22 protein-coding genes are annotated in these 23,679 nt (G+C 67.6%); 7 read left to right on the top strand and 15 right to left on the bottom strand.

What is annotated here, in order from left to right:
- Positions 1 to 229 precede the first annotated feature (229 nt).
- Both G3N61_RS01105 and G3N61_RS01110 read left to right on the top strand, forming a co-directional pair.
- On the top strand, positions 230 to 1,684 hold the full coding sequence (locus G3N61_RS01105; protein WP_205821132.1) for an aldehyde dehydrogenase family protein: 1,455 nt from the start codon (positions 230 to 232) through the stop codon (positions 1,682 to 1,684).
- Between the two features lie 85 nt (positions 1,685 to 1,769).
- Entirely contained in the window at positions 1,770 to 3,383 is a 1,614-nt protein-coding gene (locus G3N61_RS01110) for a GMC family oxidoreductase N-terminal domain-containing protein (protein WP_089454059.1), read from the top strand.
- Positions 3,384 to 3,450: 67 nt separating this feature from the next.
- On the opposite strand, the gene G3N61_RS01115 is transcribed toward G3N61_RS01110, so the two are convergent.
- Positions 3,451 to 4,338 carry a transporter gene (locus tag G3N61_RS01115; RefSeq protein WP_205821133.1) on the bottom strand — a complete coding sequence of 296 codons (888 nt, stop codon included), beginning with the start codon at positions 4,336 to 4,338 and terminating at the stop codon, positions 3,451 to 3,453.
- 379 nt (positions 4,339 to 4,717) lie between these two features.
- On the opposite strand from G3N61_RS01115, the gene G3N61_RS01120 reads away from it, so the two are divergent.
- A complete protein-coding gene (locus tag G3N61_RS01120; protein ID WP_241017496.1) occupies positions 4,718 to 5,734 on the top strand; it encodes a helix-turn-helix domain-containing protein in 1,017 nt (338 codons plus the stop codon).
- Between the two features lie 151 nt (positions 5,735 to 5,885).
- Here G3N61_RS01120 and G3N61_RS01125 read toward each other — a convergent pair whose 3' ends face one another.
- The 5 genes from G3N61_RS01125 to G3N61_RS01145 all read right to left on the bottom strand — a co-directional run bounded on the left by G3N61_RS01125 (position 5,886) and on the right by G3N61_RS01145 (position 10,822).
- Positions 5,886 to 6,977, bottom strand: coding sequence for a porin (locus tag G3N61_RS01125; RefSeq protein WP_089454056.1), 1,092 nt, complete (start codon positions 6,975 to 6,977; stop codon positions 5,886 to 5,888).
- A gap of 165 nt (positions 6,978 to 7,142) precedes the next feature.
- A complete protein-coding gene (locus G3N61_RS01130; protein WP_043186180.1) occupies positions 7,143 to 7,865 on the bottom strand; it encodes an SDR family oxidoreductase in 723 nt (240 codons plus the stop codon).
- Entirely contained in the window at positions 7,843 to 8,964 is a 1,122-nt protein-coding gene (locus tag G3N61_RS01135; protein WP_205821135.1) for a 2,3-butanediol dehydrogenase, read from the bottom strand. Before G3N61_RS01135 ends, G3N61_RS01130 begins: the two co-directional genes overlap by 23 nt.
- Before the next feature lies 1 nt (position 8,965).
- Positions 8,966 to 10,270 (bottom strand): MFS transporter, encoded by a 1,305-nt coding sequence (locus G3N61_RS01140; RefSeq protein ID WP_205821136.1) that lies wholly within the window; start codon positions 10,268 to 10,270, stop codon positions 8,966 to 8,968.
- 18 nt (positions 10,271 to 10,288) lie between these two features.
- Positions 10,289 to 10,822 carry a 2,4'-dihydroxyacetophenone dioxygenase family protein gene (locus G3N61_RS01145; RefSeq protein WP_043186175.1) on the bottom strand — a complete coding sequence of 178 codons (534 nt, stop codon included), beginning with the start codon at positions 10,820 to 10,822 and terminating at the stop codon, positions 10,289 to 10,291.
- A gap of 176 nt (positions 10,823 to 10,998) precedes the next feature.
- On the opposite strand from G3N61_RS01145, the gene G3N61_RS01150 reads away from it, so the two are divergent.
- Complete coding sequence (locus G3N61_RS01150; RefSeq protein ID WP_205821137.1) at positions 10,999 to 11,979, top strand: helix-turn-helix domain-containing protein; 981 nt, start codon at positions 10,999 to 11,001, stop codon at positions 11,977 to 11,979.
- Positions 11,980 to 12,061: 82 nt separating this feature from the next.
- Here the strand turns inward: G3N61_RS01150 and G3N61_RS01155 are convergent, their stop codons facing one another.
- The 4 genes from G3N61_RS01155 to G3N61_RS01170 form a co-directional block, all read right to left on the bottom strand.
- Positions 12,062 to 13,627, bottom strand: coding sequence for a GMC family oxidoreductase N-terminal domain-containing protein (locus tag G3N61_RS01155; protein WP_205821138.1), 1,566 nt, complete (start codon positions 13,625 to 13,627; stop codon positions 12,062 to 12,064).
- Positions 13,628 to 13,779: 152 nt separating this feature from the next.
- Positions 13,780 to 14,760 (bottom strand): helix-turn-helix domain-containing protein, encoded by a 981-nt coding sequence (locus tag G3N61_RS01160; protein WP_205821139.1) that lies wholly within the window; start codon positions 14,758 to 14,760, stop codon positions 13,780 to 13,782.
- A 481-nt stretch (positions 14,761 to 15,241) separates the two neighbouring features.
- Positions 15,242 to 16,189 (bottom strand): aldo/keto reductase, encoded by a 948-nt coding sequence (locus G3N61_RS01165; protein WP_205821140.1) that lies wholly within the window; start codon positions 16,187 to 16,189, stop codon positions 15,242 to 15,244.
- Positions 16,190 to 16,575: 386 nt separating this feature from the next.
- Positions 16,576 to 17,196: a LysE/ArgO family amino acid transporter gene (locus tag G3N61_RS01170; protein ID WP_043186165.1), complete on the bottom strand. Its 621-nt coding sequence runs from the start codon at positions 17,194 to 17,196 to the stop codon at positions 16,576 to 16,578.
- Positions 17,197 to 17,306: 110 nt separating this feature from the next.
- Between G3N61_RS01170 and G3N61_RS01175 the strand changes: the two genes are divergently transcribed.
- Positions 17,307 to 18,200: a LysR family transcriptional regulator ArgP gene (locus G3N61_RS01175; protein WP_043186162.1), complete on the top strand. Its 894-nt coding sequence runs from the start codon at positions 17,307 to 17,309 to the stop codon at positions 18,198 to 18,200.
- A gap of 48 nt (positions 18,201 to 18,248) precedes the next feature.
- Here G3N61_RS01175 and fnr read toward each other — a convergent pair whose 3' ends face one another.
- The 3 genes from fnr to G3N61_RS01190 form a co-directional block, all read right to left on the bottom strand.
- Positions 18,249 to 18,995: a fumarate/nitrate reduction transcriptional regulator Fnr gene (fnr, locus tag G3N61_RS01180; protein ID WP_043186160.1), complete on the bottom strand. Its 747-nt coding sequence runs from the start codon at positions 18,993 to 18,995 to the stop codon at positions 18,249 to 18,251.
- A gap of 103 nt (positions 18,996 to 19,098) precedes the next feature.
- On the bottom strand, positions 19,099 to 19,566 hold the full coding sequence (locus tag G3N61_RS01185; protein ID WP_043186158.1) for a universal stress protein: 468 nt from the start codon (positions 19,564 to 19,566) through the stop codon (positions 19,099 to 19,101).
- Between the two features lie 590 nt (positions 19,567 to 20,156).
- A complete protein-coding gene (locus G3N61_RS01190; RefSeq protein WP_043186157.1) occupies positions 20,157 to 20,567 on the bottom strand; it encodes a DUF3005 domain-containing protein in 411 nt (136 codons plus the stop codon).
- A gap of 278 nt (positions 20,568 to 20,845) precedes the next feature.
- On the opposite strand from G3N61_RS01190, the gene G3N61_RS01195 reads away from it, so the two are divergent.
- Positions 20,846 to 21,079, top strand: coding sequence for a hypothetical protein (locus tag G3N61_RS01195; protein ID WP_043186155.1), 234 nt, complete (start codon positions 20,846 to 20,848; stop codon positions 21,077 to 21,079).
- A gap of 137 nt (positions 21,080 to 21,216) precedes the next feature.
- Positions 21,217 to 22,137, top strand: coding sequence for a serine O-acetyltransferase EpsC (epsC, locus tag G3N61_RS01200; RefSeq protein ID WP_043186152.1), 921 nt, complete (start codon positions 21,217 to 21,219; stop codon positions 22,135 to 22,137).
- 43 nt (positions 22,138 to 22,180) lie between these two features.
- On the opposite strand, the gene G3N61_RS01205 is transcribed toward epsC, so the two are convergent.
- Together G3N61_RS01205 and folE are read right to left on the bottom strand one after the other, a co-directional pair.
- Positions 22,181 to 22,984 (bottom strand): SDR family oxidoreductase, encoded by an 804-nt coding sequence (locus G3N61_RS01205; RefSeq protein ID WP_043186151.1) that lies wholly within the window; start codon positions 22,982 to 22,984, stop codon positions 22,181 to 22,183.
- Positions 22,984 to 23,616: a GTP cyclohydrolase I FolE gene (gene folE, locus G3N61_RS01210; protein WP_089454048.1), complete on the bottom strand. Its 633-nt coding sequence runs from the start codon at positions 23,614 to 23,616 to the stop codon at positions 22,984 to 22,986. The genes G3N61_RS01205 and folE overlap by 1 nt, the downstream gene beginning before the upstream one ends.
- Between the last annotated feature and the right edge of the window lie 63 nt (positions 23,617 to 23,679).

Here is a 23,679-nt window from a genome sequence, read left to right on the forward strand (position 1 = left end):
CTTGAACGCCCGCCCGAAACCGACCCATCGTCTATGGGTGAGCACGCCGATACCGTCCGACATGTGTACCCGCGTTCGCCGCCGACGAACACTTCGCGCGCATGTGCATGTGAATCCTGCATTCGGTGCACGGATGTCCCAGCGCCGCCAGAACCCGCGTCCTACAGTGGGCCAGATATGCCGATCCGCCTTTCAGTGCGGGATCGGCGTTTAATCTGGAGACAGCCACATGACAGCCGAGTACACCCTTCAACACCGGATCGCGGGCGAGGCGTGCGACGCCGCCCAGGGCGAGTGGTTCGAGAAATTCGAACCGTGCACCGGACACCTGCTTGCGCGCGTGGCGGCCGGCACCGGCGCCGACGTCGATCGGGCCGTACGCGCGGCCCGCGCGCAATTCGACGGCGGGCACTGGAGCCGGTTGTCCGGCGCAGAGCGCGCGAAGCTGCTGAGCCGGCTGGCCGACCTGCTCGAGCACGACGCGGAGCGCTTCGTCGAACTGCTCGCGCGCGAACAGGGGCGCCCGGCCATGGAGGTCCGCATGATGGACCTGCCGATGTCGATCGACACGCTGCGCTACTTCGCCGGGTGGGCGGACAAGCTCGAAGGCCGCCAGATTCCGACCGGCGGCTTCATGGGGCGCCCGACCCTCAACTACACGGTGCGCGAGGCGGTCGGCGTCGCCGGCCTGATCGTGCCGTGGAATGCGCCGCTGATGATCGCGTGCTGGAAGCTGGCGCCCGCGCTCGCGGCCGGCTGCACGGTCGTGGTCAAGCCGTCGGAGGACGCGCCGCTCGCGGTCGGCGCGCTGGCGGACCTGGCCGTGCAGGCGGGCTTTCCGCCGGGCGTCGTGAATCTCGTGCACGGCATCGGCGCGTCGGTCGGGGCCGCGCTGGTCAATCATCCGGGTGTCGACAAGATCAGTTTCACCGGCAGCACCGAGGTCGGCCGCTCGATCGCACGCGAAGCCGGCGCGCAGTTCAAGCGGCTGACGCTGGAACTCGGCGGCAAGGCGCCGCAAATCATCTTCGACGACGCGAATCTCGAGCAGGCGATCGCCGGCGTCGCGATGGGATTGTTCGTCAACCAGGGGCAAACCTGCGCGGCCGGCTCGCGCGTGCTGGTGCAGCGCCGTCACTACGATGACGTGGTCGGCGCGCTCGCGCATGCGGCGCGGTCGGTCAGGGTCGGCACGCCGTTCGACCCGGCGACGCAGATGGGCGCGCTGATCAGCGCCCGCCATGCCGATCGCGTGAAGTCGCATATCGCAGCGGCGCTTCGCGACGGCGCGACGATGGTCGCGGGCGACGAGCCGGTGCCGTCGCAAGGCTTCTTCGTGCGGCCGACGGTGTTCGCGAACGTCGATCCGGCAATGCGCATCGCGCGCGACGAAGTGTTCGGGCCGGTCGGCACGATCATTCCGTTCGATACGGAAGACGAGGCCGTCGCGCTGGCGAACGACACCGTCTACGCGCTGTCCGCGTCGCTGTGGACCCGCGATCTCGCGACCGCGCACCGCACCGCTGCCCGTCTGCGGGTCGGCGCGGTCGCGGTGAACGCGTGGAGCCCGCTCGACGCGCGGCTGCCGTGGGGCGGCTTCAAGGACAGTGGCGTCGGGCGCGACCTGTCGCAAAGCGGGCTCGATGCGTACCTCGAGGAGAAGGTCGTCACGATCGCGATGTAGCCGCGGACGTTTCGGCACGGAGACACCACAACAACAAGATAGCGGGCATTGCGTTGCTTGCCCGCCCATCCCTATCGACAGACACATGACTACTCAAGACCTGACCTTCGATTACGTCGTCATCGGCGCGGGTTCCGCCGGTTGCGTCGTGGCCGCGCGGCTGATCCAGCAGAATGCCGGTTCGGTGTTGGTGCTGGAGGCCGGCACGCGCGACGACAATCCGTTCCACCGGATTCCGGGCGGCGTGATGCAGGTGTTCCAGAAGAAATCGTGGCCCTACATGACCGAGCCGCAGCCGAACGCGAACGGTCGCAGCATGATCATCGCGCAGGGCAAGGTGCTGGGCGGCGGCAGTTCCGTCAACGGGATGATCTATATCCGCGGGCAGCGCGAGGACTACGACGACTGGGCGACGCAGTGGGGATGCACGGACTGGCGCTACGACGACGTGCTGCCGTATTTCAAGAAGGCGGAAGCGAACGAAAGCCTGGGGCCTGCGTATCACGGCCAGACCGGCCCGCTGCCCGTCAGCGAGAACCGCTATCGCCATCCGTTGACGGCCGCGTTCATCCGGGCCGGGCAGGAAATGGGCTTGCCCTACGTCAACGATTTCAACGGCGAAGTGCAGCAGGGCATCGGCTATTACCAGACGACGACGCGCAACGGCGAACGCGCGAGCACCGCGCAGACTTATCTGGCATCGGTGCGCAACGACGCGAAGCTGAAGGTGGTGACCGGCGCGCTCGTGCACCGGATCCGGACCGAGGCCGGGCGTGCGGTCGCGGTCGAATTCAGCGAGGGCGGCAATGCGCCCGTGTCGGTGCGCGTGCGCAACGAAGTCGTGGTGAGCGCGGGGGCGATCGGGAGTCCGAAAGTGCTGATGCTGTCCGGCATCGGGCCGGCGGAGCAGCTCGCCGCGCTCGGGATCGATACGGTTGCCGCGTTGCCGGCCGGCAAGAACTTCCACGATCATCTGCACATGTCGGTGCAGGCGTCGATTCGCACGCCGGCGAGCCTCTACGGCGAGAACACGGGGCTCCGCGCGATGCGCCATTTCCTGCAATGGAAGTGCTTCAGGAGCGGCCTGCTGACCAGCAACATCCTTGAAGGCGGCGCATTCATCGACACGCAGGGCACCGGGCGGCCCGATGTCCAGTTCCACTTCCTGCCGCTGCTCGACAATTTCGACAATACGCCGGGCGAGAAGCCGCCGGCGAGCGAGCATGGCATGTCGGTCAAGGTCGGCCATCTGCAACCGAAATCGCGCGGGCAGGTGGGATTGCGCAGCCGGGATCCGGCGGACCTGCCGACGATCGATGCGAACTTCCTGAGCGACCCGGCCGACCTCGACGGCCAGATCCGGGCCGTTCAGGCCGGGCTCAGGATCCTGTCGGCGAAGGCGCTCCAGGCGCACGTGAAGGAAATCGTCGCACCGGCCCGGATCGATCCGGACGATCTGCCGGCGATCGAGCGATTCGTGCGGCAGGACATCAAGACCGTCTATCACCCGGCCGGCACCTGCAGGATGGGCACGGATCCGCGCACGTCGGTGGTCGACCAGAAGACGCTGCGCGTGCACGGCTTCTCCAATCTGCGCGTGATCGATTGCTCGATCTGCCCGCAGGTGCCGAGCGGCAATACCAATGCGCCGGCGATCATGATCGGCGAACGCGGCGCCGATCTGCTGCTCGGACGCTGAAACGGGCGGCGCAGGGATGACCTGCGCCGCCTTCGCGTCGGGCGACGCCGACGCGGACCCATTCGAATCAGAGCGGAAACACGGCCTTGAGCCAGAACGCCGCGCCTTCCGGGCGGTTTCGCACATCGGTTTCCATCTGGTATTTGGCGGTCACGAACCAGCCCTTTCCGCTGTCGTACTTGATCGACGGGCCGATCGCGAACGAACGGCCGCGGTTGCCGGCGATGGTGTGTCCGGCCTGCGAATCGTCCGTCATCTGCCGGTAGACATAGCCGCCCGCGCCGACCGTCAGGCCGTTGCCGAAACCCCAGCCCGCCGAATAGTCGACGATGAATTCCTGGCCGGACTGGTAGTCCGTCGCGTGGTTGCGCTGGTTGAAGGTCCACATGAGCTTCGCGTCGAACACCGGCCCGGTACGGCCGCCATACGAGATGCCCGCGATCGGCTGGATCGCCCAGTAGTTTCGGCCGATGTTGGCCAGATCGCTTTTGTCGTACCGGCCCGTCGGCGCGAAGAAATCGACGGCGAGCAGCGTGTGCAGCGTCGGGGTGACGTGCCAGCCGAGCGCCGGCCCGAACGTCATGTCGCCGACGCCGGTTCGCCGTTGCGATTGCCCGCCCGCGTGCACGTCGAGCGTCACGAGCGGCAGCAGCGCATGCATGGCCAGCGATGCGCCGGCAAACGTGTAAGGCGTGACCCACACGATCCGCGGCGTTACCGAATAGGCGGTGATGCTGAAGTCCGGCGGCGCGACGTTGCGGCCGTCGTTATCGCGCAGTTCGCCGGCGTGATAGCGCTCCGCATAGATCAGCGCATAGAGCCCGGGCGGTGGCAGTGCGCAGCACAGGTAGCCTTCTGCCCCGGTCGGGTACACGGAGCCGCCACCTTCGGTTGCGTGGGCGCCGTGCGCGACGGCGAGTGCGGACAGCATCAGGGAAATGGATCGTCGTTTCATCGTTTGTCTCCTGCTGCGGCGCGTGAGCGGCCGCTGTTTGTCTTTGGACGGGGTGCGTGACGGCATGGGCCGGTTGCGTGAAGCCCGGCGGGAAGCCGGTTTCCGCCCGTCAGCAGGGTGCCGCGCCAGTTTTCCGCTCGCATGTGTTTGCGTGCAGAGCCATCAGGAGTGCGGTGCATCTAGGTGAAATCTTTACTGCGTCAGGTAGCGTTCCGGTCGCGCATGGGAGTTGTGCGAATGTTCTTTTGCGTCGACGCGCCGTACGCTACGAGCCGATCCCCTCTCATCGATGCTTGCCGAGTGCGTGTCGCCGCACGCGACCGGAAGCCGGGCGAGTCGATCGTCGAGCCCGCTGCCTGCGCATGCAGGCGGCCAGGCAATGGACGTACTTGAAAGCCGGATATTTCTGGAGGCGAACGTCATGGTCGATTCGGGATCGCATCCGCCGCTGCGGGAGGGCGCACTATCGTGCTGGTCGGAGCAGATCCGGCATCGGTTCTTTCCGCTGGAGCTCAACGCCGGCGCGTCCGGTGCATTCGACGCCAGCGTCGACGTGTTCGATCATGCGCGCTGCCGCGTGGCGCGCATTGCGGCAAGCGCGCATAGCGCCTCCATCGGACGCGACGCCTGCAAGACGCTGAAGCACCGCTACGTCAAGGTGATCTGGCAATTGAGCGGCGTGGCGAGACTCGAGCAGGGTGCGTGCGAAGTGGTCGTGCCGCCAAGGCATTTCACGGTGTACGAGGCAAGCAGCCCGTACTGGATTCAAAGCGACGCACACGGCGAATTCGTCACGATGCTGTGCGAAGTGGCCGATCATGACGCGCTGCTGACGTTGGCCCGCCACGCGATCGGGCGCGCGATGCCGACGACGGGCGGCGCGGCCGTGGCGCTGGCCAGCCTGCAGGCGATGATCGCCGAGGGCCGGCGCATGAATCCGCGCAGCCGCTTCGGCGTGCTGGAACTGGTGGCGACGTTGCTCGCCGAGGCAATCGATTTCACGGACGGCACGGCGCCCGCTTCGCGGCGCAAGATCCGCGAGACGTTGCTGCGCGACGCGCAGCAATACATGCATCGGCATCTGGACGACGGCGAACTGTCGCCCGATCGCATTGCGGCCGCATTGAAGGTGTGCCGCCGCACGCTTTACCAGGCGTTCGAGTCGATCGGCGAGCGGCCGCAGGCGATGATCCAGCGCCTGCGGCTCGAGAAGTGCCACGAAGTGCTGTCGCAGACCGGCGCCGACGGCGCGAGCATTACGCGTCTCGCGCTGCAGTCGGGGTTCTCCGATCCGGCCTATTTCGCGCGCCTGTTTCGCCGGCGCTTCGGCGTCACGCCGTCGCAATGTCGGGAAGCAGCGATGCAGGATGGGGGCGGCGCGGAATCGTCGGGTTAGCAGCGGCTGCGTGCATCCATGCTGTGCGATCGGAATCGGCGGGTGGCCGGCCGCGTGTGATGACGCGGGCGGCAGGGAGGCTGGCGCCGCGCCCGTGTCGTCAGGCGATCCGGACGCAGGATCGCCGACCGGATCCGCCGGAGGCAGCGGCCTAGAACCGCGTGCTGAACCCGATCCGCGCGATCGATTGCAGCGCGCCGCTCGACGCGCCGTTCGCGTCCATCACGCCGTTGATCTGCGCATTGCTGCCGTGGTTTGCGCGCTGATGCACGCCCGCCACGTAGACCATCGTGCGCTTCGACAGCCAGTACTGGACGGCGGCCAGGAACTGGTGCGCGTGTGCGTTGTCGAGCGTGTCGTTGCCCTTCATGTACGTGTAGCTCGCGCCGATCACCCATGCCGGCGCCGGCCGCCACGCGGCGCCGGCTTCCGCCGACCACGCGCCCGCGCCGTTCTGCGCGTTGCGTACGGTCGTGAAGAGCGCTTTCCCCGTGACCGTGCCGAGCGTGTAGTGCACGCCCGCACCCCAGTTGCGCACGCTGGTCGGCGGCAGCCCGTCCGTCGCGCCGTACTTCTGGTTCGTATAGGCCGCGCCGGCGCCGAACGGGCCGTTGTCGTAGCTTGCGCCGACGCTGACCGTGTTGTTCGCGCCGACCGACCCCGCGACGTTCCCGAAACCGTACAGCGCGCCGAAGGTCAGGCCCGACAGCGACGGGCTCGTGTACTTGACCGAATTGGCCACGCGATTGCTGCCCGCGACGCGATCCCAGTCGAATGCGCCGGTCGGGTTGTTCGGCAACGCGAGCTTGTCGAACGGGCCGTTGCGAAAGCCGTACAGGCCGACGAGATCCTGCGCGATCTCGTTGCCGCTCGCGGCCAGCGCGTCGACCATGAACTCGTACTGATTGCCGAGCGTCAGCGTGCCGTACCGGTCGTTCTGCAGCCCGACATAGGCCGTGCGCGCGAACAGCCCGCCGCCGATGATCGAGCCGTTGCCGAGCGAATACTGGTTGACGAGCCGGAAGATCGCGCGCGTGCCCGCGCCGAGATCCTCCTTGCCTTCGAAACCGAGCAGGTTCGGGAAGAAGATGTTGTCGTCGAACTTCGCGGCACCGTGGCCGCCCTGATTGCTGACATAGCTGATGCCGGCATCCATCAACCCGAACATCGTCACGCTGCTCTGCGCGAACGATGCGGCGGGAAGGGCGCATGCCGCAAGCGCCAGAAGGGTCTTTTTCGTCATCTCCAATGTGCTCCTCACATGTTTCCGATCGGATCGGATATTTTTGATTGGACTACTGATTGATATGAAAAAACCTGAGCCGGTCGAATCCCGGTTCGGCGGCAACCGGTGTGCGACGGGCATCGGCGGCACTCGCGCGCCTGCCGATGCCCGTCGAGCCGCGCGCTAGACCGTCGAATACCCGCCATCGACCGGCACGACCGCTCCGGTCACGAACGATGCGCCGGGCGAGCACAGGAACAGGATGACTTCTGCAACCTCGTCGGCCGTGCCCCAGCGCGCGAGCGGCGTGCGCTCGAGGATGCGCCGCGACGCCTGCGTGTCGGCCATCAGGCCGCTGCTGAGCGGTGTGTCGATCCAGCCGGGCGCGACCGCGTTCACGCGAATGCCGCGATCGGCCCACGCCTGCGCGAGCGAGCGCGTGAGCTGCGCGATGCCACCCTTGCTCGCGCTGTACGCGGGGCGGTCCTTGCTGCCGAAGTACGTGTACATCGACGCGACATTGACGATGCTGCCGCCGTGCGCCGACAGCGCCGGCCGCGCGGCGTCGGAGGCCCGCATCACCGACGTCAGGTTCACGTTCAGCACGCGCTCGAACTGGTCCATCCGGTATTCGTCCGCGTGCCGGCTGATGCCGACACCGTTGACGAGCACGTCGAGCCGCGGCAGCGCCGCGATCGTGCGTGTCAGCGCATCGCTGTCGGTCACGTCGAGTTCCACGCACCGGATCCCGGCATGCACGGGCGCATGCGGGCCCGCCGCATCGAGCCCGAGCGCGACGACCGACGCGCCGGCTTCCGCAAAGCGCATCGCCGTGCGCGCACCGATGCCCGATGTACCGCCCGTCACGATGACGGACTGGCCCTCAAACGCCCACTGACGACTCATGCTCGACGCTCCCGATGGTGTGCGCGCGACGGGCCGGCCGTTGCGCGGGTGAAACGAGGATCTTGATCTGCGCGCGGTCGGCGAGCAGCGCGTCGAAGCCGTCGGCGACGGCCTCTTCGAGCGACACGGTGCGCGTGACGATGGACGTGAGGTCGAGCGCGCCCGATGCGACGATGCGCAGCAGGTCTTCATACGCGTGCCGGTAACCGACGCTCGTCGTGATGGTCAGCTCGTCGTTGACCGCGCGGAACGCGTCGAAGCCCGCGTGCGGCATCAGGCCGACCATGACGACGCGGCCGCCCTTGCGCAGCGCCTGCATCGCCGATTCGAACGTGGCTGGCAACCCGGCCGCTTCGAAACTCGCGTCGACGCCGAACCCGCCCGTGGCCGCGCGGATCGCGTCCTGCAGCGCGGGGGCGCCGAGTGCGCGCGCATCGAACGTATGCGTTGCGCCGAAGCGTTTGGCTGCTGCGAGCCGTTCGGGCGACACGTCGACGGCCACGAGCGTCGTTGCCCCCTGCAGCTTCGCGAGCATGATCAGCAGCAGGCCGATCGGTCCGAGCCCGAACACCGCGCAGGTTTCGCCGAGCCGCAGTTCGCCACGCCGCAACGCGTGCAGCGCGACGGCGGCCGGCTCCATCACGGCGGCCTGTTCGAGACTCACGCCGTCCGGCAGGCGATGCAGCATGTAGGCCGGCACGACCGCGAAGTCGGCCATCCCGCCGTCGCCCATCAGCCCGGCGAAGCCCATCGACACGCACAGGTTGTACGACCCCGCGTGGCAGTACGCACACTGGTGGCAGCGATACTCGGGCTCGACCGCGACGCGATCGCCCGCGCGTAGCGCCGTCACGCCGTCGCCGACTTCGACGACGGTGCCGCTGAACTCATGGCCGAGCGTCAGTGGCGCGGTGCGGCGCGACAGCGGATGCGGCGTGTCGACCGGTATCGCGTGCGGGCCGTCCGCGTATTCGTGCAGGTCGCTGCCGCAGATTCCGCAATACGCGACCGCGATGCGCACGTCGCCGGGGCCGACGCGCGGCTTGTCGATTTCCACGAGACGGACGTCACGTGGGCCATGCCATTGAAGTGCCCGCATGTCAGCGCCCTCCGAGGTTGTGTGCATCGAGACGGCTCGCGGCCGTGCCGGCGAGCGCGCGCTTGCGCAGCACGGCGGGTGCGGTCTCGACGAGGCCGAACGACAGCACGCACGCGAGGATCGCGCCGGCAGCCGACGTCCACATCGCAAACTGCAGGCCGTACTTGTCCGCCGCGAAGCCGGCGACGGTCGGCGCGACGAAGCCGCCGATCAGCTCGCCCGCGCCCATGATCAGGCCGAGCGCGCTGGCGATTGCGCGCGGCGGCACCGTTTCGGCGGGGATCGTCGCCATGAACAGCGTGAAGCAGCCGAGGCCCGTGTACGTGGCGAACACGAGCGCGCCGAGCGCCCAGAGCGAGCCGGCATGGATCAGCACGACCGGGCACACGGCGGCAATCAGCGCGAACGCGATCATCGTCGGCTTGCGGCCGATCCGGTCGGAGATCGCCGGCACCGCGAAGCCCCAGAACACCCAGGCGGCGCCGAGGCAGGTCATCACGACGCCCATGTCGGACGGCGACAGGTGGCGGCTTTCCACGAGGAATACCGGCGCGAACGAGATGATCACGATGAACCACGTGAGGAAGAAGCAGCTGATCAGCATGCAGAGCAGGATGTTGCGTTCCTTCAGCAGCGCCCAGCGGCTGACTGCCGCGCCGCTCGCGGCCGGCGCGCCGGCGGTATCGGCCTGCGCGTGCCGCACGCCGCCGGGCGGCACTTCGCGCACCCAGCGCCAGATGCAGAACGCGATCAGGAAGCCCGGAACGCACGACACGTAGAACGCTTCGCGCCAGCCGTACGTGGTCGCGATGCCGATGACCACCGGCGGGCCGATCATCGCGCCGAGCAGGCCGGCGGCGGAGCCTTGCAGCAGGCCCATGTTCAGCCCGCGGCGGCTCGGCGTCGAGCTTTCGACCATCAGCGATTGCGACAGCGGCAGCACGGGGCCTTCGGCGATGCCCATCAGCGCGCGGAACGCGATCAGGCTCGCGAAGCCGCCGACGAGCCCCGACAGCGCCGAACACACGGAAAAACCGAGCACGGCCGCGATCAGCAGCGGCTTGCGTGTGCCGCGCGCGTCGGACCACGCGCCGGTCACGGCACCGGACAACGCCCACGTGAGCGCGAGCGCGGACGACACCATGCCGAGCTGCGTGTTCGTCAGGTGCAGCTCGGCCGACATGAACGGGAACAGGAACGACAGCGCGAGGCGGTCGAAGAACACGAAGCCGAACGTCATGAACAGGATCAGCAGCAGCCTGTTTTCATACGTCCAGGCGGATCTGGAGGAGGAAGGGGATGTCATGGTGAGCCTCGCCGCGCGTCAGCGGAACAGCTTCTCGATCGCTTGCGCGCCGAGGCCGACCTTCTCGTAATGCGCCTTGCACATCGCGATGTACGAGTGCACGTCGAAGTAGCCGTCGGGGTTGCCGGCTTCGTCGAGCCAGATCAGCGGCCCCTTGACGATGAAGAACGCGCGCATCGGTTCGGGGTGATCGAACGCGACGAGCGTGTGGCCTTCGCCCGGCGTCTCGTACACGAAATCGCCGCGCGTCGCGGTCCATTCGTGCTCCAGATAACCCCACTTTCCTGACAGCGTGTAAGCGAATACCTCGTGCGGGTGATAGTGCCGGTTCACGAGCCCGGCTTCCTTGGCCATCAGGATGTCGCACCATTTGTTCTGCGACGGCGAGATCCACAGCGGTCGCGACGAAACCGTTTCGGTGAACGGAACGTAATAGCGCTCGTCGTCGGTGGCCGCGTTCGCGATGTACGCTTCGGGCAGCGCATCGGGCTTGAACGGATTGGCAATCGGCGGGATGTTTTGCCAGAATTCGGCTACGGCTTTGTCGACCACGGTTTGTCTCCTTGTATGAGGTGTCGTGGGCTCGACTTTAGCCAGCCGGTGCGCGCCGCTCTTGACTGGGCTGGACGAATTGCTTGACCGCGCCGGACATTGCATCGCACCAGAATCCAGACGAACCATCCCCCAATCCGTGCTGCTCCGCACGACAGGCGCCAGCAGGAGGCGACGTGACGAATACGACCGTTTTTGCCCGCACGCGAGGCTCGACCGCCGACGTGCCGGCGCGCGACAGGATGGCGTACTGGGATGCGTTCAATGCGGCGACGCTGGTCGGCCTGCGCTGCTCGTCGCTGTCGCCGGCCGGGCTCGAGGTCGAGAAGACCGATATCGCGCTGCCGGGCCTCGGCATCGCGGACATCAGCGGCCAGGATCACGTGATCGAGCGCAGCCCCGCCTTGGTGCGCCAGCTACCGAAGGAGTCGCTGTTCGCGTGCCAGATCCTGAGCGGGCGCGCGTATTTCATCCAGCGCGATCGCTGCCTGCTCGCGGATGCCGGCGATGTCGTCGTCTACGACACGCGCGTGCCCTATCTGTTCGGATTCCTGACGCCGATGCGGCAGCTGCTGATCGATATTCCGATCACGACGTTCGACGACCGGCTCGATGCGGAACTGGCGGCGCTGCCGCTGCGGATCGCGCCGAAGCCGGGCGCGGGCGCGATGCTCGGCGCGACGTTGCGCGCGAGCGTCGAGCGCTTCATGAAGGATCCGGTCGAGCGCGATGCCGCACGGTTCGCCGAACACACGCGCACGCTGATCGCGGAACTCATCGACGCGGAAGTGAATGGTGCGGGCGCGTCGCGGGCTTCGCTGTCGTATCTGCTGACCGCGAAGCAGTACATCGCGACGCACCTCGGCGACCCGGAACTCGGTCCGCAGGCCGTCGCCGATGCGGTCGGGCTGTCGCTGCGGCATCTGAGCCGGCTCTTCGCGGCCGAAGGCGAGTCGATCACGCAGCACCTCTGGTCGGAGCGGCTGTCGCATGCGCATCGCGAGCTGACCGATGCGCGGCTGCGCAAGACGAGCGTCGGCGAGATCGCGTTTCGCTGGGGGTTTTCGAGCCAGGCGCACTTCAGCCGTGCGATTCGCGATCGCTATGGCGCGTCGCCGATGGCGCTGCGCGAGGCGGCGCGCGCGGCCGGGAGCTGATACCGGCAGTTGATGTGGCGGCGCGTGTGTCACGCGCCGTTTTTTATTGTCGTGAACGAAAGCGCCTGCGCGCCGCGTTGCGTCACTCCGCCAGCATGAATTCAGCGCAGCGCTCCGCGATCATGATCGTCGGCGCGTTCGTATTGCCGGACACGATGCGCGGCATCACCGATGCATCGCAGATCCGTAATCCGTCGACGCCTTGCACGGAGAGGCGCGGCGTCACGACCGCATGTTCGTCGTTGCCCATGCGGCAGGTGCCGGCCGGGTGATAGACCGTTTTCGCGCGATGCCGCACGTAGTCGGCGAGTGCCGTGTCGGTCAGCGTCTCGGCTTCGCGCACGATGCGGGCGAGCGACGGCGCACGGATGATCTGCCGCGCGAGCGCGACGCCGCGCACGAGGCCGTCGACGTCGGCCGGGTCGGACAGCGCACCGCTGTCGAACAGAATGGGCGCGGCCGGATCGTTGCCGCGCAGTTGCACGGAACCGCGCGAGCGCGGCCTGAGCAGGCACGGGTTGATCGACAGGCCGTGGCCGGGCAGCGGTGTGCGATCGACGTCGCCGACGAGCGTCGGCAGCACGTGGAACTGGATGTCCGGACGGCCGCTGCCGGTCGTGTCGACGAACGCGCCGGATTCGACGACGTTCGACGTCAGCAGGCCCGTGCGGCACAGCATCCACTGCAGCCCGTGCCGCAGCGCCTTCAGTCCGCGATCCTCGCCGAGCAGGCTGACGGGCGCGTGGCTGCGGCCGTAGATCGAGACTTCGAGATGGTCCTGGTAGTTCGCGCCGACGTCGCGGCTGTCGTGCAGCACGTCGATGCCGTGCGCGTGCAGGTGCGCGCCAGGCCCGATGCCCGACAGCATCAGCAGTTTCGGTGTGCTCAGCGCACCGGCTGCGAGGACGACGTCGGCGCGCGCGGTGGCCGAACCCGTCGCACCGCCTCCCGTCCGCCATTCGACGCCGTTCGCACGCCGGCCGTCGAAGCGGATGCGCGTGACGCGGCAGCCGGTCAGCACGCGCAGGTTCGGGTGGCCGAGCGCGTCGGCGAGATAGGTGGCCGCGGTGCTGCCGCGCTGCCCGTCGAAGATCGTCGTGTGGTAGAAGCCGGCACCATGCTGCGCGGCGCCGTTGAAGTCGTCGTTGTACGCGATGCCGGCTTCCTGTGCGGCTTTCACGAACGCGAGGCTCAACGGATGCCGGAAGCGCGTGTCGCCGACCTTCAGCGGCCCGTCGGTGCCGTGAAACGGCTCGGAGAGCCGCAGGTGCGATTCGGCACGCTTGAACACGGGCAGCACGTCGTCCCAGCCCCAGCCCGTGCAGCCGAGCGCGGCCCAGTCGTCGTAGTCGTCGCGCGTGCCGCGCACGTACAGCATCGCGTTGACCGAACTGCCGCCGCCGAGCGTGCGGCCCTGCGGCACGTAGGTCTTGCGTCCCGCCGCACCGGCTTGCGGCTCGCTTTCGAACGTGACCGTGCGCCGCGTGCCGAGCACGCGGATGAACGTCGCCGGAATCCGGATGAACAGGCTGTCGTCCTTCGGGCCGTCCTCGAGCAGCAGCACGCGCCTGCCGGCCTTCACCAGCCGGTGCGCGACCGTGCAGCCGGCCGAACCGCCGCCGACGACGATATGGTCGTACGTCTCCATCCCGCTTCTTCTCCTTGCTGTCGGGCGGCGAAACGAGTGCCGCCGCGCAGGAAGCCAGCTTAGCGAGCGCCATGCCGCCCCATTTGACCGGGACGGACGCCGTGCTTGCCTCGCAGGGACACGGCGGCGGGTGGAGGGTGGCAGGTGGCGGACTAGCGCGCGTCGGCCGGTGCCGGCGCAGGCGCGCGGGTATCGCTCGGCGTTTCGCCGAAGCGCGCGCGATAGCTGCGGCTGAAGTGTGCGCTGTTGTTGAAGCCCCAGCGGAATGCGATCTCGCTGACCGTCAGGTGCTTCAGCGACCGGTCGCGCAAGTCGGCGCGGCAGCGTTCGAGCCGTCGCGCAAGGATGTAGCGGGTGAGCGGCATCCCTTCAATCTCGAATACGCGCGCGAGCTGGCGCGGCGACAGGTTGATCGCGCGGCTCACCGCCCGGCTGTCGAGGTCATCGTCGGCGAGATGGCTGTCGATGAACGCCTTGGCGCGCGACAGCGTGTGGACGGTCGACTTGGTCGGCGACGCGTCGCCGTCGCGCAGCCGCAGCATCGACTGCACGAGATCGAGGATCGCGGCGGCGCGCCGTTCGCGCGCATCGGGCGTCGGCTCCTGCTGCGCGGCGAGCAGCGCGTAGACCTGCCGCACGGCCCACGACGCGACGCCGTCGTCGCGATCGATCTTGACGAGGCTGCGGTAGCGCCACGGGCCGACGCGCGCCTCGAATACGTCGCGCGGCACGTCGAGCACGGTCATCGCCATGTCGGCGGGAAAGCCGTGACCGTACGGCATCGACGTGTCGTACAGCACGAGATCGCCGGGCCCGTGCTGCATGCAGTCGACGTCCTGGAACGTATAGCCTTGCCCGGCGTGCATCAGGCAGATGAACACGGCGTCGCGCTGGTCCGCGTGGATGTTGTGCGGCGTGCGCACGACCGCGTGCCGGTTCGCGACGATGTCGCATGCGCCGAACAGCCCGAGGTCGCGCTTGCGCAGCGTCGCGTCGATGCCTTCGGACGACTTGCCGCTGCATTCGATCCGCACGAGCGTGCGCGCGACATGGTCGACCCAGAAGTCGACGCGCTCGTGGCCGCGTACGGCGCGCGTCGAGATCGTGGCGATCTCCGTGCTGGTGTCCGGCATGACGTTCTCCCAATGACCGCCCGAGCGGCGCAGTCTCGGGCAGGTCGGAGGGCATGGTCAATCGGTGAAAGACCGGGGCGGGCGCGTGATGCGCTTGCAGCGGGGCGTTGCGGCTGCAAGCGTGAGCGATGTCCGGCTGAGTCAACACAAGCGGCCGTGCCAGTCAAAACGCGACGACGGTTTTCGTCTATGCGGCGTGCATTTCGGTACGCACTGCAGACAGGTGTCGCCCGGTTATTTCGGCGAAGACGACGTCAGCCCGAGCGAAACGTCCTGCTCGTAACCCATCCTGTTGTCGCGGAATTCGACGGTCACATGGCCGGGCCGCGCCGCTGGCCCCCGGGGCGCACGCCATTGTATCCATCCGCCACTCACGAATTACCCGCCCCCGCGAGTGCGGCGACACGGGAGCGCACATGACACCGGCCGGTCGTGGAACCGCACAGACGGCGCGATCCGATCGACCGGCCCGCCACCGGCTTCAGCCCGCGCTCGCCTCGTCGATCTGCCGAATGTCGTCCTGATCGAGCTGAACGCGGATCGCTTCGCCGAGCGATTCCAGCTGCGCCAGCGACGTCGCGCTCGCGATCGGCGCGGTGATCGTCGGCCGGGCGATCTGCCACGCGAGCGCAATCGCGGCCGGCTGCGTGCCGTGCTTCTCGGCTACCGCATCGAGCGCCGCGAGGATGCGCAGCCCGCGTTCATTGAGGTACCCGGCGACGCGATCGCCGCGCACGCTCTTCTTCAGGTCGGCCTCGCTGCGGTACTTGCCCGACAGGAAGCCGCTCGCGAGCGCGTAGTAGTTGACGACCCCGAGCTTCAGGTCGCGCACGACCGGTTCGAGATCGCGTTCGTAGTCGGCGCGGTCGAGCTGGTTGTATTCCGGCTGGATGACCTGATACGCGGGCAGGCCGTCGCGCTTGCTGATGTCGGCGGCTTCGCGCAGGCGTGCGCCGCTGTAGTTCGATGCGCCGATGATCCGCACCTTGCCCGCGTCGATCAGCGTTTGATAGGCGCCGAGCGTTTCCTCGAGCGGGGCCGTATCGGCGAGATCGCTGTGCGAGAAATACAGGTCGATGTAGTCGGTCTGCAGGCGGCGCAGCGAATCGTCGGCGGCTTTCAGGATGTTGTCGCGGGTCAGCCCCGCGCGCGCGGCCAGCAGGCCCACCTTGGTCGAGATCACGACCTGTTCGCGCTTGCCGGAGCGCTTGAGCCACTTGCCGATGATCGTTTCCGATTCGCCGCCGCTGTTGCCGGGGGCCCAGGCCGAATAGACGTCGGCCGTGTCGATGAAGTTGATGCCGGTGTCGGCGAGCGCGTCGAGCAGCGCAAACGACGTGTTCTCGTCGACGGTCCAGCCGAAGACGTTGCCGCCGAACGCGAGCGGCGAAACCTGGATGTTCGACGTGCCGAGGGTGCGTAGTGCCATGTTCTGCTCCGATATCTGCGGGGTGACGGAATGGAACTGCGGGATGGGCCGCGACGATCACGGCGAGACGACGGGGTACGTGGTGCGGTCACGCCGTTGTCGCGGGACGCCGGACATTCTCGCCGATCGCTCCGATTCGTGCAGGCGGCGCGCCGTCGCGATGACGGACGGTTTGACGCAGTTGACGGACACCCTGTCCGTTGCGTGAGCGCTTCGTGTGGCTGCGTTCGATCGGGAACCGATTTTTGTCGCGGCTGGCGCGCCTGAGCGCGGAATCGCGCGTGGACGGGAGCGGGTGGAAGGGCGGGAGGGGAGATGCTCCGGCGTGGCGCCGGAGCGGGCGGGACGACGGGCGGCGAACGGCCGCCCGTGCGACGGTGTGCCGGTCAGCGCAACTGTACGGCCGCGAGAAACAGCACCATGCTGCCGATCGCGCCGTCCAGCACGCGCCACGCGACAGCCTTGCGGAACCACGGTGCCAGCAGTCGCGCACCGTAGCCGAGCCCGAGGAACCACACGACGCTGACCGACATCGCGCCGATCGCGAACGAGAGCCGCGTGCCTTCCGGCTCGCGTGCGCCGGCCGTGCCGATCAGCAGGAACGTATCGAGATACACGTGCGGGTTGAGCCACGTGAACGCGAGGGTCATCAGCACGATCGCCAGGCCGCTTTGCGGCGGCGGCGCGACCGCGTCGCCGCGCACGTCGAGCGTTTCGTGGCCCGGCTTGAACGCGCGGCGCAGCGCGTTGATGCCGAACCATGCGAGATACGCGAGGCCGACGTACAGCACGACGTGGACGAAGGTCGGATAGCGTTCGACGAGCACCGATGCGCCGCCGACGCCCGCGCCGATCAGGATCATGTCGGACAGTGCGCACAGCAGCACGATCTTGCCGATATGCGAGCGCATGATGCCCTGCCGCAGCACGAAGGCGTTCTGCGCGCCGATGGTGACGATGAGCGATCCGCAGAGTGCGGCGCCGTGGGAAAAAGCGAGCCAGTTCATGGAGAGTGACAGCCGTAGAAGCAGTGGACGGATGAATCGGGTAGCGCTAGTCTGCGGTCAGCATGAAAATAAGAGAAGCTAATTCACCTAATGCAGATTAAGGAAATCTAATGCTCGACTACGCGTTGCTCGATGCCCTCGCGGCCGTGATCCGGCACGGCTCGTTCGAGCGGGCAGCCAAGGAGCTGAATGTCACGGCGTCGGCGGTGTCGCAGCGCGTGAAGCTGCTGGAGGAACGGGTCGGCAGCGTGCTCGTCAAGCGCGGGCAGCCGTGCGTCGCGACCACGTCAGGGGCGCTGCTGTGCCGGCATACCGAGCGCGTGCAACTGCTCGAGGCCGAGCTGGGGGGCCGGATGCCGGCGCTGCCGGGTCAGATCGCGAGCGCGTGGCCGACGTTGCGTGTGGCCGTCAACGACGACAGCGTCGCGACGTGGTTCATCGACGCGGTCGGGCCGTTCTGCACGGAGCGCGAGACGTTGCTCGACCTCGTGATCGACGACCAGGATTACACGGCGTCGCGCATTCGCGACGGCAGCGTGCAGGGCGCCGTGACCGCGCAGGCCGAGCCGATCCAGGGGTGCCGGTCGGAGCGGCTCGGGCGCATCCGCTATCGCGCGGTGTGCTCGCCGGCGTTTTACGAGCGCTACTTCGGCGCGGGCATCACGCGCGATGCGCTGCGCCGCGCGCCGTGCGTGATGTTCAACCCGAAGGACGGGCTGCAGGCGCGTTTCATCCGGCGCGTGACGCGCGCGGATCTCGATCCGCCGCAGCACTGGATACCGCACGTCGCGGGCTACCTGCGTGCGTGCGAAACGGGATTGGGATGGGGAATGTGTCCGGACCGGATGGTCGACCGCCAGCTGGCGGCGGGCGAACTGGTCGACATGTCGCGCGGGCGAACCGTCGACATCGAACTGTACTGGCAGAGCTGGCGCCTGTCGATCGGCTGGCTCGACGATTTCAGCGCGGCGCTGAAGGCGCGCGCCGCGCTGTTTCTCGACTGATCGGTGAGGCGAGGCGGGCGGCGCGCGCGAGGGGCGCGCCGTGTGGCATCAGAGGTGCTGCAGGCCGTCGAAATCGACGATCTGGACGTGGCGGCCCTGCATTTCGATCAGGCCGCGCTTCTGGAATTTCGACAGCGTGCGGCTGACCGTTTCGAGCGTCATGCCGAGGTAGCTGCCGATGTCTTCGCGCGTCATCCGCAGGTTGAACTCCGACGGCGAGTAACCGCGCTTCAGATAGCGCGACGATACGTCGAGCAGGAACGCGGCGACGCGTTCTTCGGCATTGAGCGAACCGAGCAGCATCGTTTGCGACGTTTCGCGCACGATCTGTTCGCTCATCAGCTTGTGCATGCGCAGCTGCATCGAACCGGCTTCCGAGCACAGCGTCTTGAGCGCGCTGTACGGGATCACGCAGACGGAGCTGTCTTCCAGCGCGACCGCGGTGCGCGGATGCGTGTCGTCGCAGATGCCGTCGAGGCCCAGCGCTTCGCCGGCGAGATGCAGGCCGGTGACCTGCTCGCGGCCGTCGTGGCGCGTCGCGACGGTTTTCAGCGAACCCGAACGCACCGCGTACAGGTTGTCGAATGCGTCGCCTTCGCGGAACAGCGCTTCGCCGCGCTTGACGGGGCGCGCCGCGCAGATGACCGACTCGAGGCGACTGAGCGCTTCGGGCGCCAGGCCCTGCGGCATGCACAGGTGCCGCATGGCGCACGTCGAGCAGTGCGCAGCCTGGCGAGGAGCCCAACTGCCCGCATGAGGCGTGGCGGCGGGACGTGTAGCGACGGGCGTCAGCATGATCGTTTACTCCGGCGTTGAATCGACGGAATCATTGTCCCACCGCAACTTGCGGCTGTCGGGTGACAAAACGTCGCGACCGGCCGCGCATGCCGACCGCCGTTCATGCAGCCGGTTCGTCGACGTTGGCGGCCGCCGGAATCAGCAGCACGGGCAGCGTCGCGTGGCGTACGCATTGCTCGGCGATGCTGCCGAGCACGAGGCGGCGGAACCCGCGGCGGCCGTGCGTGCCGAGCACGATGAGATCGGCATCGAACGCTTTCGCGCCGTCGAGGATCAGCGACGATACGTCGTTGAGCGACGTCGCTTCGCTCAGCTTCGTCTCGCCTTTCACGCCTGCTGCCTGCATCAGCGTCGTGAAATCCTTCGCGAGTGCGTTGCCTTGCGCGACGAGCTGATCGCGCAGCACGGACGGATCGTAGCCGGGCACGTTGTAGTAGATCGCGGCGTTCTCGACCACGTAGAACGGTTGCAGCTCGGCGCCGTGCGATTTCGCGAGCGCCAGCGCGGCATCGAACGCATGGCGGGACGTGTCGCTGCCGTCGACGGCAACCAGAATACGCTTGTACATAGTGTCTCCGAGTGGCGGGTTGAAACGAAGTCGGCCGGATGGCCGATCGGGCGGGGCAATGCACACTGCTGCGAGGCAGAGTAAACCAATGACCGGGACTTTGCAGCGAGGTGCCGGCCGTGCCGCGTGGCGGTGCCGCTGACGTTTCTGCGTCGCACGGCCATGCACGTGGCGCATGCTGCGCCGCGCGTCACGCGCCGTGTGACATGTGTCGTGCAGCGTGGTCGCCGCCGCCGTCCGCAGCGTCGCCCGGATGGCGTGCGCAAGCATCGGTGTTGCGTGCGGCACGTGCACCCGCATCGCCGCGCACACCGGTCGCATCGACACGGCGCGACAGTCACGCGGACGCATCGCCGCCATCGCCATTCAATCGCAACCGTGCCGTTTCGACATGACCTCGATCAACGCATGTGCGTTGGTGCGATTCACGGCATGCATGAAATCGCCGGTGCCGCTGCGCGGAATCGTCCGCTGTTGCAGCGCGCGGTTACCCGTGCGCGGTCGGCGCACAGTGGCGCGCCGATCCCCAGCCATCGGCCGTCGGCCGATGCCGGTTCGCAAACGAACGATCGATTCAAACGCCGCGCCCGCTACCCCGGTACGGACGTCAGCTCGAATACGCGCTCCGGCCGCCGCTGGTGGCCGGGCCAGTATGCGCTGCCGTACATCCGGTGGACGGGGCCGAACAGCGCATCGCTCATGGGCTGCGGCGCGTCGAAGCCTTTCTCGACCACCATGTAGCCCGCGCGCAGCGCGAACGCCGGATGATTGCCGCCGGGGCGGCTGTCGAAACCGGCGAAGCCGTCGCCGGCTTCCGGCATCGCATTGACGAGCGACGCGTTGCTGCGCGTGATCTCGTCGGGCGAGATCGGTCCGCCGCCGGCGAGGCGCGCCGCCTCGCGGTTCTTGCCGTCGGTGTCGACCGTACTGTCGTGCGTGTCGTCGTTGTCGAGCTCGATGCTGCGCGGGCGCGAACGATCGATTTGACCGGATGTTTCCATCGCGGCTCTCCTCGCGGCGAAGCGTGCCGGATCGAAGCAAATCCCGTTCCGGGCGTGACGGGAAAAGGCGCGCGGGCGATCGCCGCGGTCGCGCGACGCGCACTGATTTGTCATGATTTATTTCAGCTAGAACACCCGTTTTCTACAGAGTATGATTCTTTTCCTGCGAAGCGGCGACAGGGGATTCGGTCGCGCCGCCTCTGCCCGCGCCGGGGGGCCGCAGCACCCTTTAAGACGGGTAGTGAACAACAAAGCAAGGGACTAGAGGTGGCGGATTCATGCAAGCGACTACTGCCTTCACGCACCGCGGTTATCTGTTGAACTGCGCGCCTGCGCGCGCCAGTGACGGTTCGTTCAAACCCTACGTCGTGATCTCCCGATCGAGCGACGGGGAGCTCGTTGCGAACCGGTTTTTTCCGATCGAGCTCCAGTTTCACGACGAAGGCGCCGCGATCGCGCACGCGCGCGACTGGGCCGTGCGGTGGATCGACGCGAGCAGCATCACGATCTGACGCCGCCGCGATTCGGCGCCATCGGCCGTCCGGCCGATCCCCGGCGTGCCGCTGCGGGACAAAAAACGCGGTAATCTTGCGGAACCCGTCACTTTATTAGCGGCCGTGCGACCGAGCGCGGCTGCCTGCATTGGCATATGTCGACATCACCCGCCCGTCAGTGGGGCCTTGAAGAAATCGTTGCCGGCTTGCGCGAGTCGCGCGAGGAACTCCATCGCACGCGCCATCCGCGCGGCATCCGCGAACTGCCGTCGCGCGACGCGATCTGCAAGATTGTGACCGGCCTGCGCGCGTCGATGTTTCCGACGCACTATGGCGCACCGGATCTGACCGACGAAAGCGTCGACTTCTACGTCGGCCACACGCTCGAAAGCACGCTGCGCATTTTGTCCGAACAGATCCGTCGCGCGCTGCCGTTCCTGCCCGAGCATGTCGATACACCGTTCGCCGAGCTCGACGAACGCGCGTTCGAAATCGCGCGCGAATTCGGCCGGCAGTTGCCGGCGGTCCGCGCGCTGCTCGTCAGCGATATCCAGGCCGCGTATGCGGGCGATCCGGCCGCGCAGCACATCACCGAGATCCTGCTGTGCTACCCCGGCGTGCTGGCGATGATGCACCACCGGCTCGCGCACGCGCTGCACCAGCTTGGGGTGCCGCTGCTTGCGCGGTTCATCAATGAAATCGCCCACTCGGCGACCGGCATCGACATCCATCCGGGCGCGCAGATCGGCCCGAGCTTCTTCATCGACCACGGCACGGGCGTCGTGATCGGCGAGACCGCGATCATCGGCGAGCGCGTGCGCGTGTATCAGGCCGTCACGCTCGGCGCGAAGAGCTTCCCGGCCGATGGCGAAGGCGCGCTGGTCAAGGGCAATGCGCGGCACCCGATCGTCGAGGACGACGTGGTGATCTATGCGGGCGCGACGATTCTCGGCCGCGTGACGATCGGGCGCGGCTCGGTGATCGGCGGCAACGTGTGGCTCACGCACAGCGTGCCGGCCGGCACGAGCGTCGCGCAAGGCAAGGTGCGGGAAGGCGGGAGCGCCGAGAAACCGTAACGCGGCGCGCGGCCGCCGGCCGCTGGTCGCCGCGCGCGTGCGGTCAGTGCTTGCCGTCGGGCGCGCGGTGCTTGTACAGCACGTCCTGGTCGACGCGGATCAGGTTCTGCCCTGCATCGACGACGAAATCCACGCCGTTGTACGCGTTGCCCGTCAGCATCAGGATCGCGCTCGCGACGTCGTCGGGGCCGGCGATGCGCGCGAGCGGCGTCGATGCGCGGCTCGCGTGTTCGAAGTCGGCCTGCGTCTGGTCGTCGCTCGGCAGCATCAGCCCGGGGAATACCGCGTTCACGCGCAGCACCGGCGCGGACGACAGCGCGAGCATCTGCGTGAGGTTGCCGAGCGCGGCTTTCGCGACCGTATAGCTGAAATGGTCGCGGTGAAAGTTTTCCTTGATCTTCTGGTCGACCACATTCACGACGACACCTTGCGTGCCGGCTGCGCGGGCCCGTTCGTAGAACGCGCGCGTGAGCAGGATCGGCGCGCGGCAGTTGACGGCCCACGCCTGGTCGAATGCCGCGAGGTCGAAGCTCGGGAAATGGTCCTGCCAGAATACCGACGCATTGTTGACGAGCACGTCGAGGCGCCCGAAGCGCGCATACACCTGGTCGATCAGCGCGGTGATCTGCGCGGCATCCGACAGGTCGGCCTGCAACGCAACCGAATCGTGCCCGCGTTCGGCGATCGCGCGGGCCGCCGCCTGCGCGGCATCGGCCGAACGGTCGTAATGCACCGCGGTGCGATAGCCGTGCGCGGCGAAATACTCGGCGAACGCGCGCCCGGCCCGGCGCGCGGCGCCGGTCACGAGCACGACGGGCGCGTGCGCCGCTTGCTTCGTCTGCTCCATTACGTATTCGTCAGGTTCACTGAAGAAGGATTCGCGACGATCGACAGGAATTCGCGCCGCGTCGACGGATCGGTGCGGAACGTGCCGAGCATGCGCGACGTGACCATCTCGACGCCCGGCTTGTGCACGCCGCGCGTCGAGATGCACTGGTGCGCGGCTTCGAGGATCACGCCGACGCCCTTCGGCTGCAGCACGTCGAACAGCGTGTCGGCGATCTGCACGGTCATCTTTTCCTGGATCTGCAGGCGCTTCGCGAACGCGTCGACGAGGCGCGCAAGCTTCGAGATGCCGACCACGCGATGATTCGGCAGATACGCGACGTGCGCGCGGCCGATGATCGGCACCATGTGGTGCTCGCAGTAGCTCTCGAAGCGGATGTCCTTCAGCACGATCATTTCATCGTAGCCGTCGACTTCGCTGAACGTGCGCGCGAGGATGTCGCGCGGCTCCAGCGCATAGCCGGCGAAGAACTGCTCGTACGCGCGCACGACGCGTGCGGGCGTGTCGATCAGGCCTTCGCGCGCAGGGTCGTCGCCGGCCCAGCGCAACAGCACGCGAACCGCGTCTTCTGCTTCTTCACGGCTCGGGCGGGATGCGGTCGGCTCGGGCCGTGCGGACTTCTTTTTAGCCATCTATCTGCTCCATCGAATGCCGCCGCCGGGGCGGCGCGGAATCCGGGCATTGTTTCATGCTTT

Origin of the sequence: Burkholderia sp. Ac-20349, from assembly GCF_017104865.1 — a bacterium.
GTDB lineage: Bacteria > Pseudomonadota > Gammaproteobacteria > Burkholderiales > Burkholderiaceae > Burkholderia > Burkholderia aenigmatica.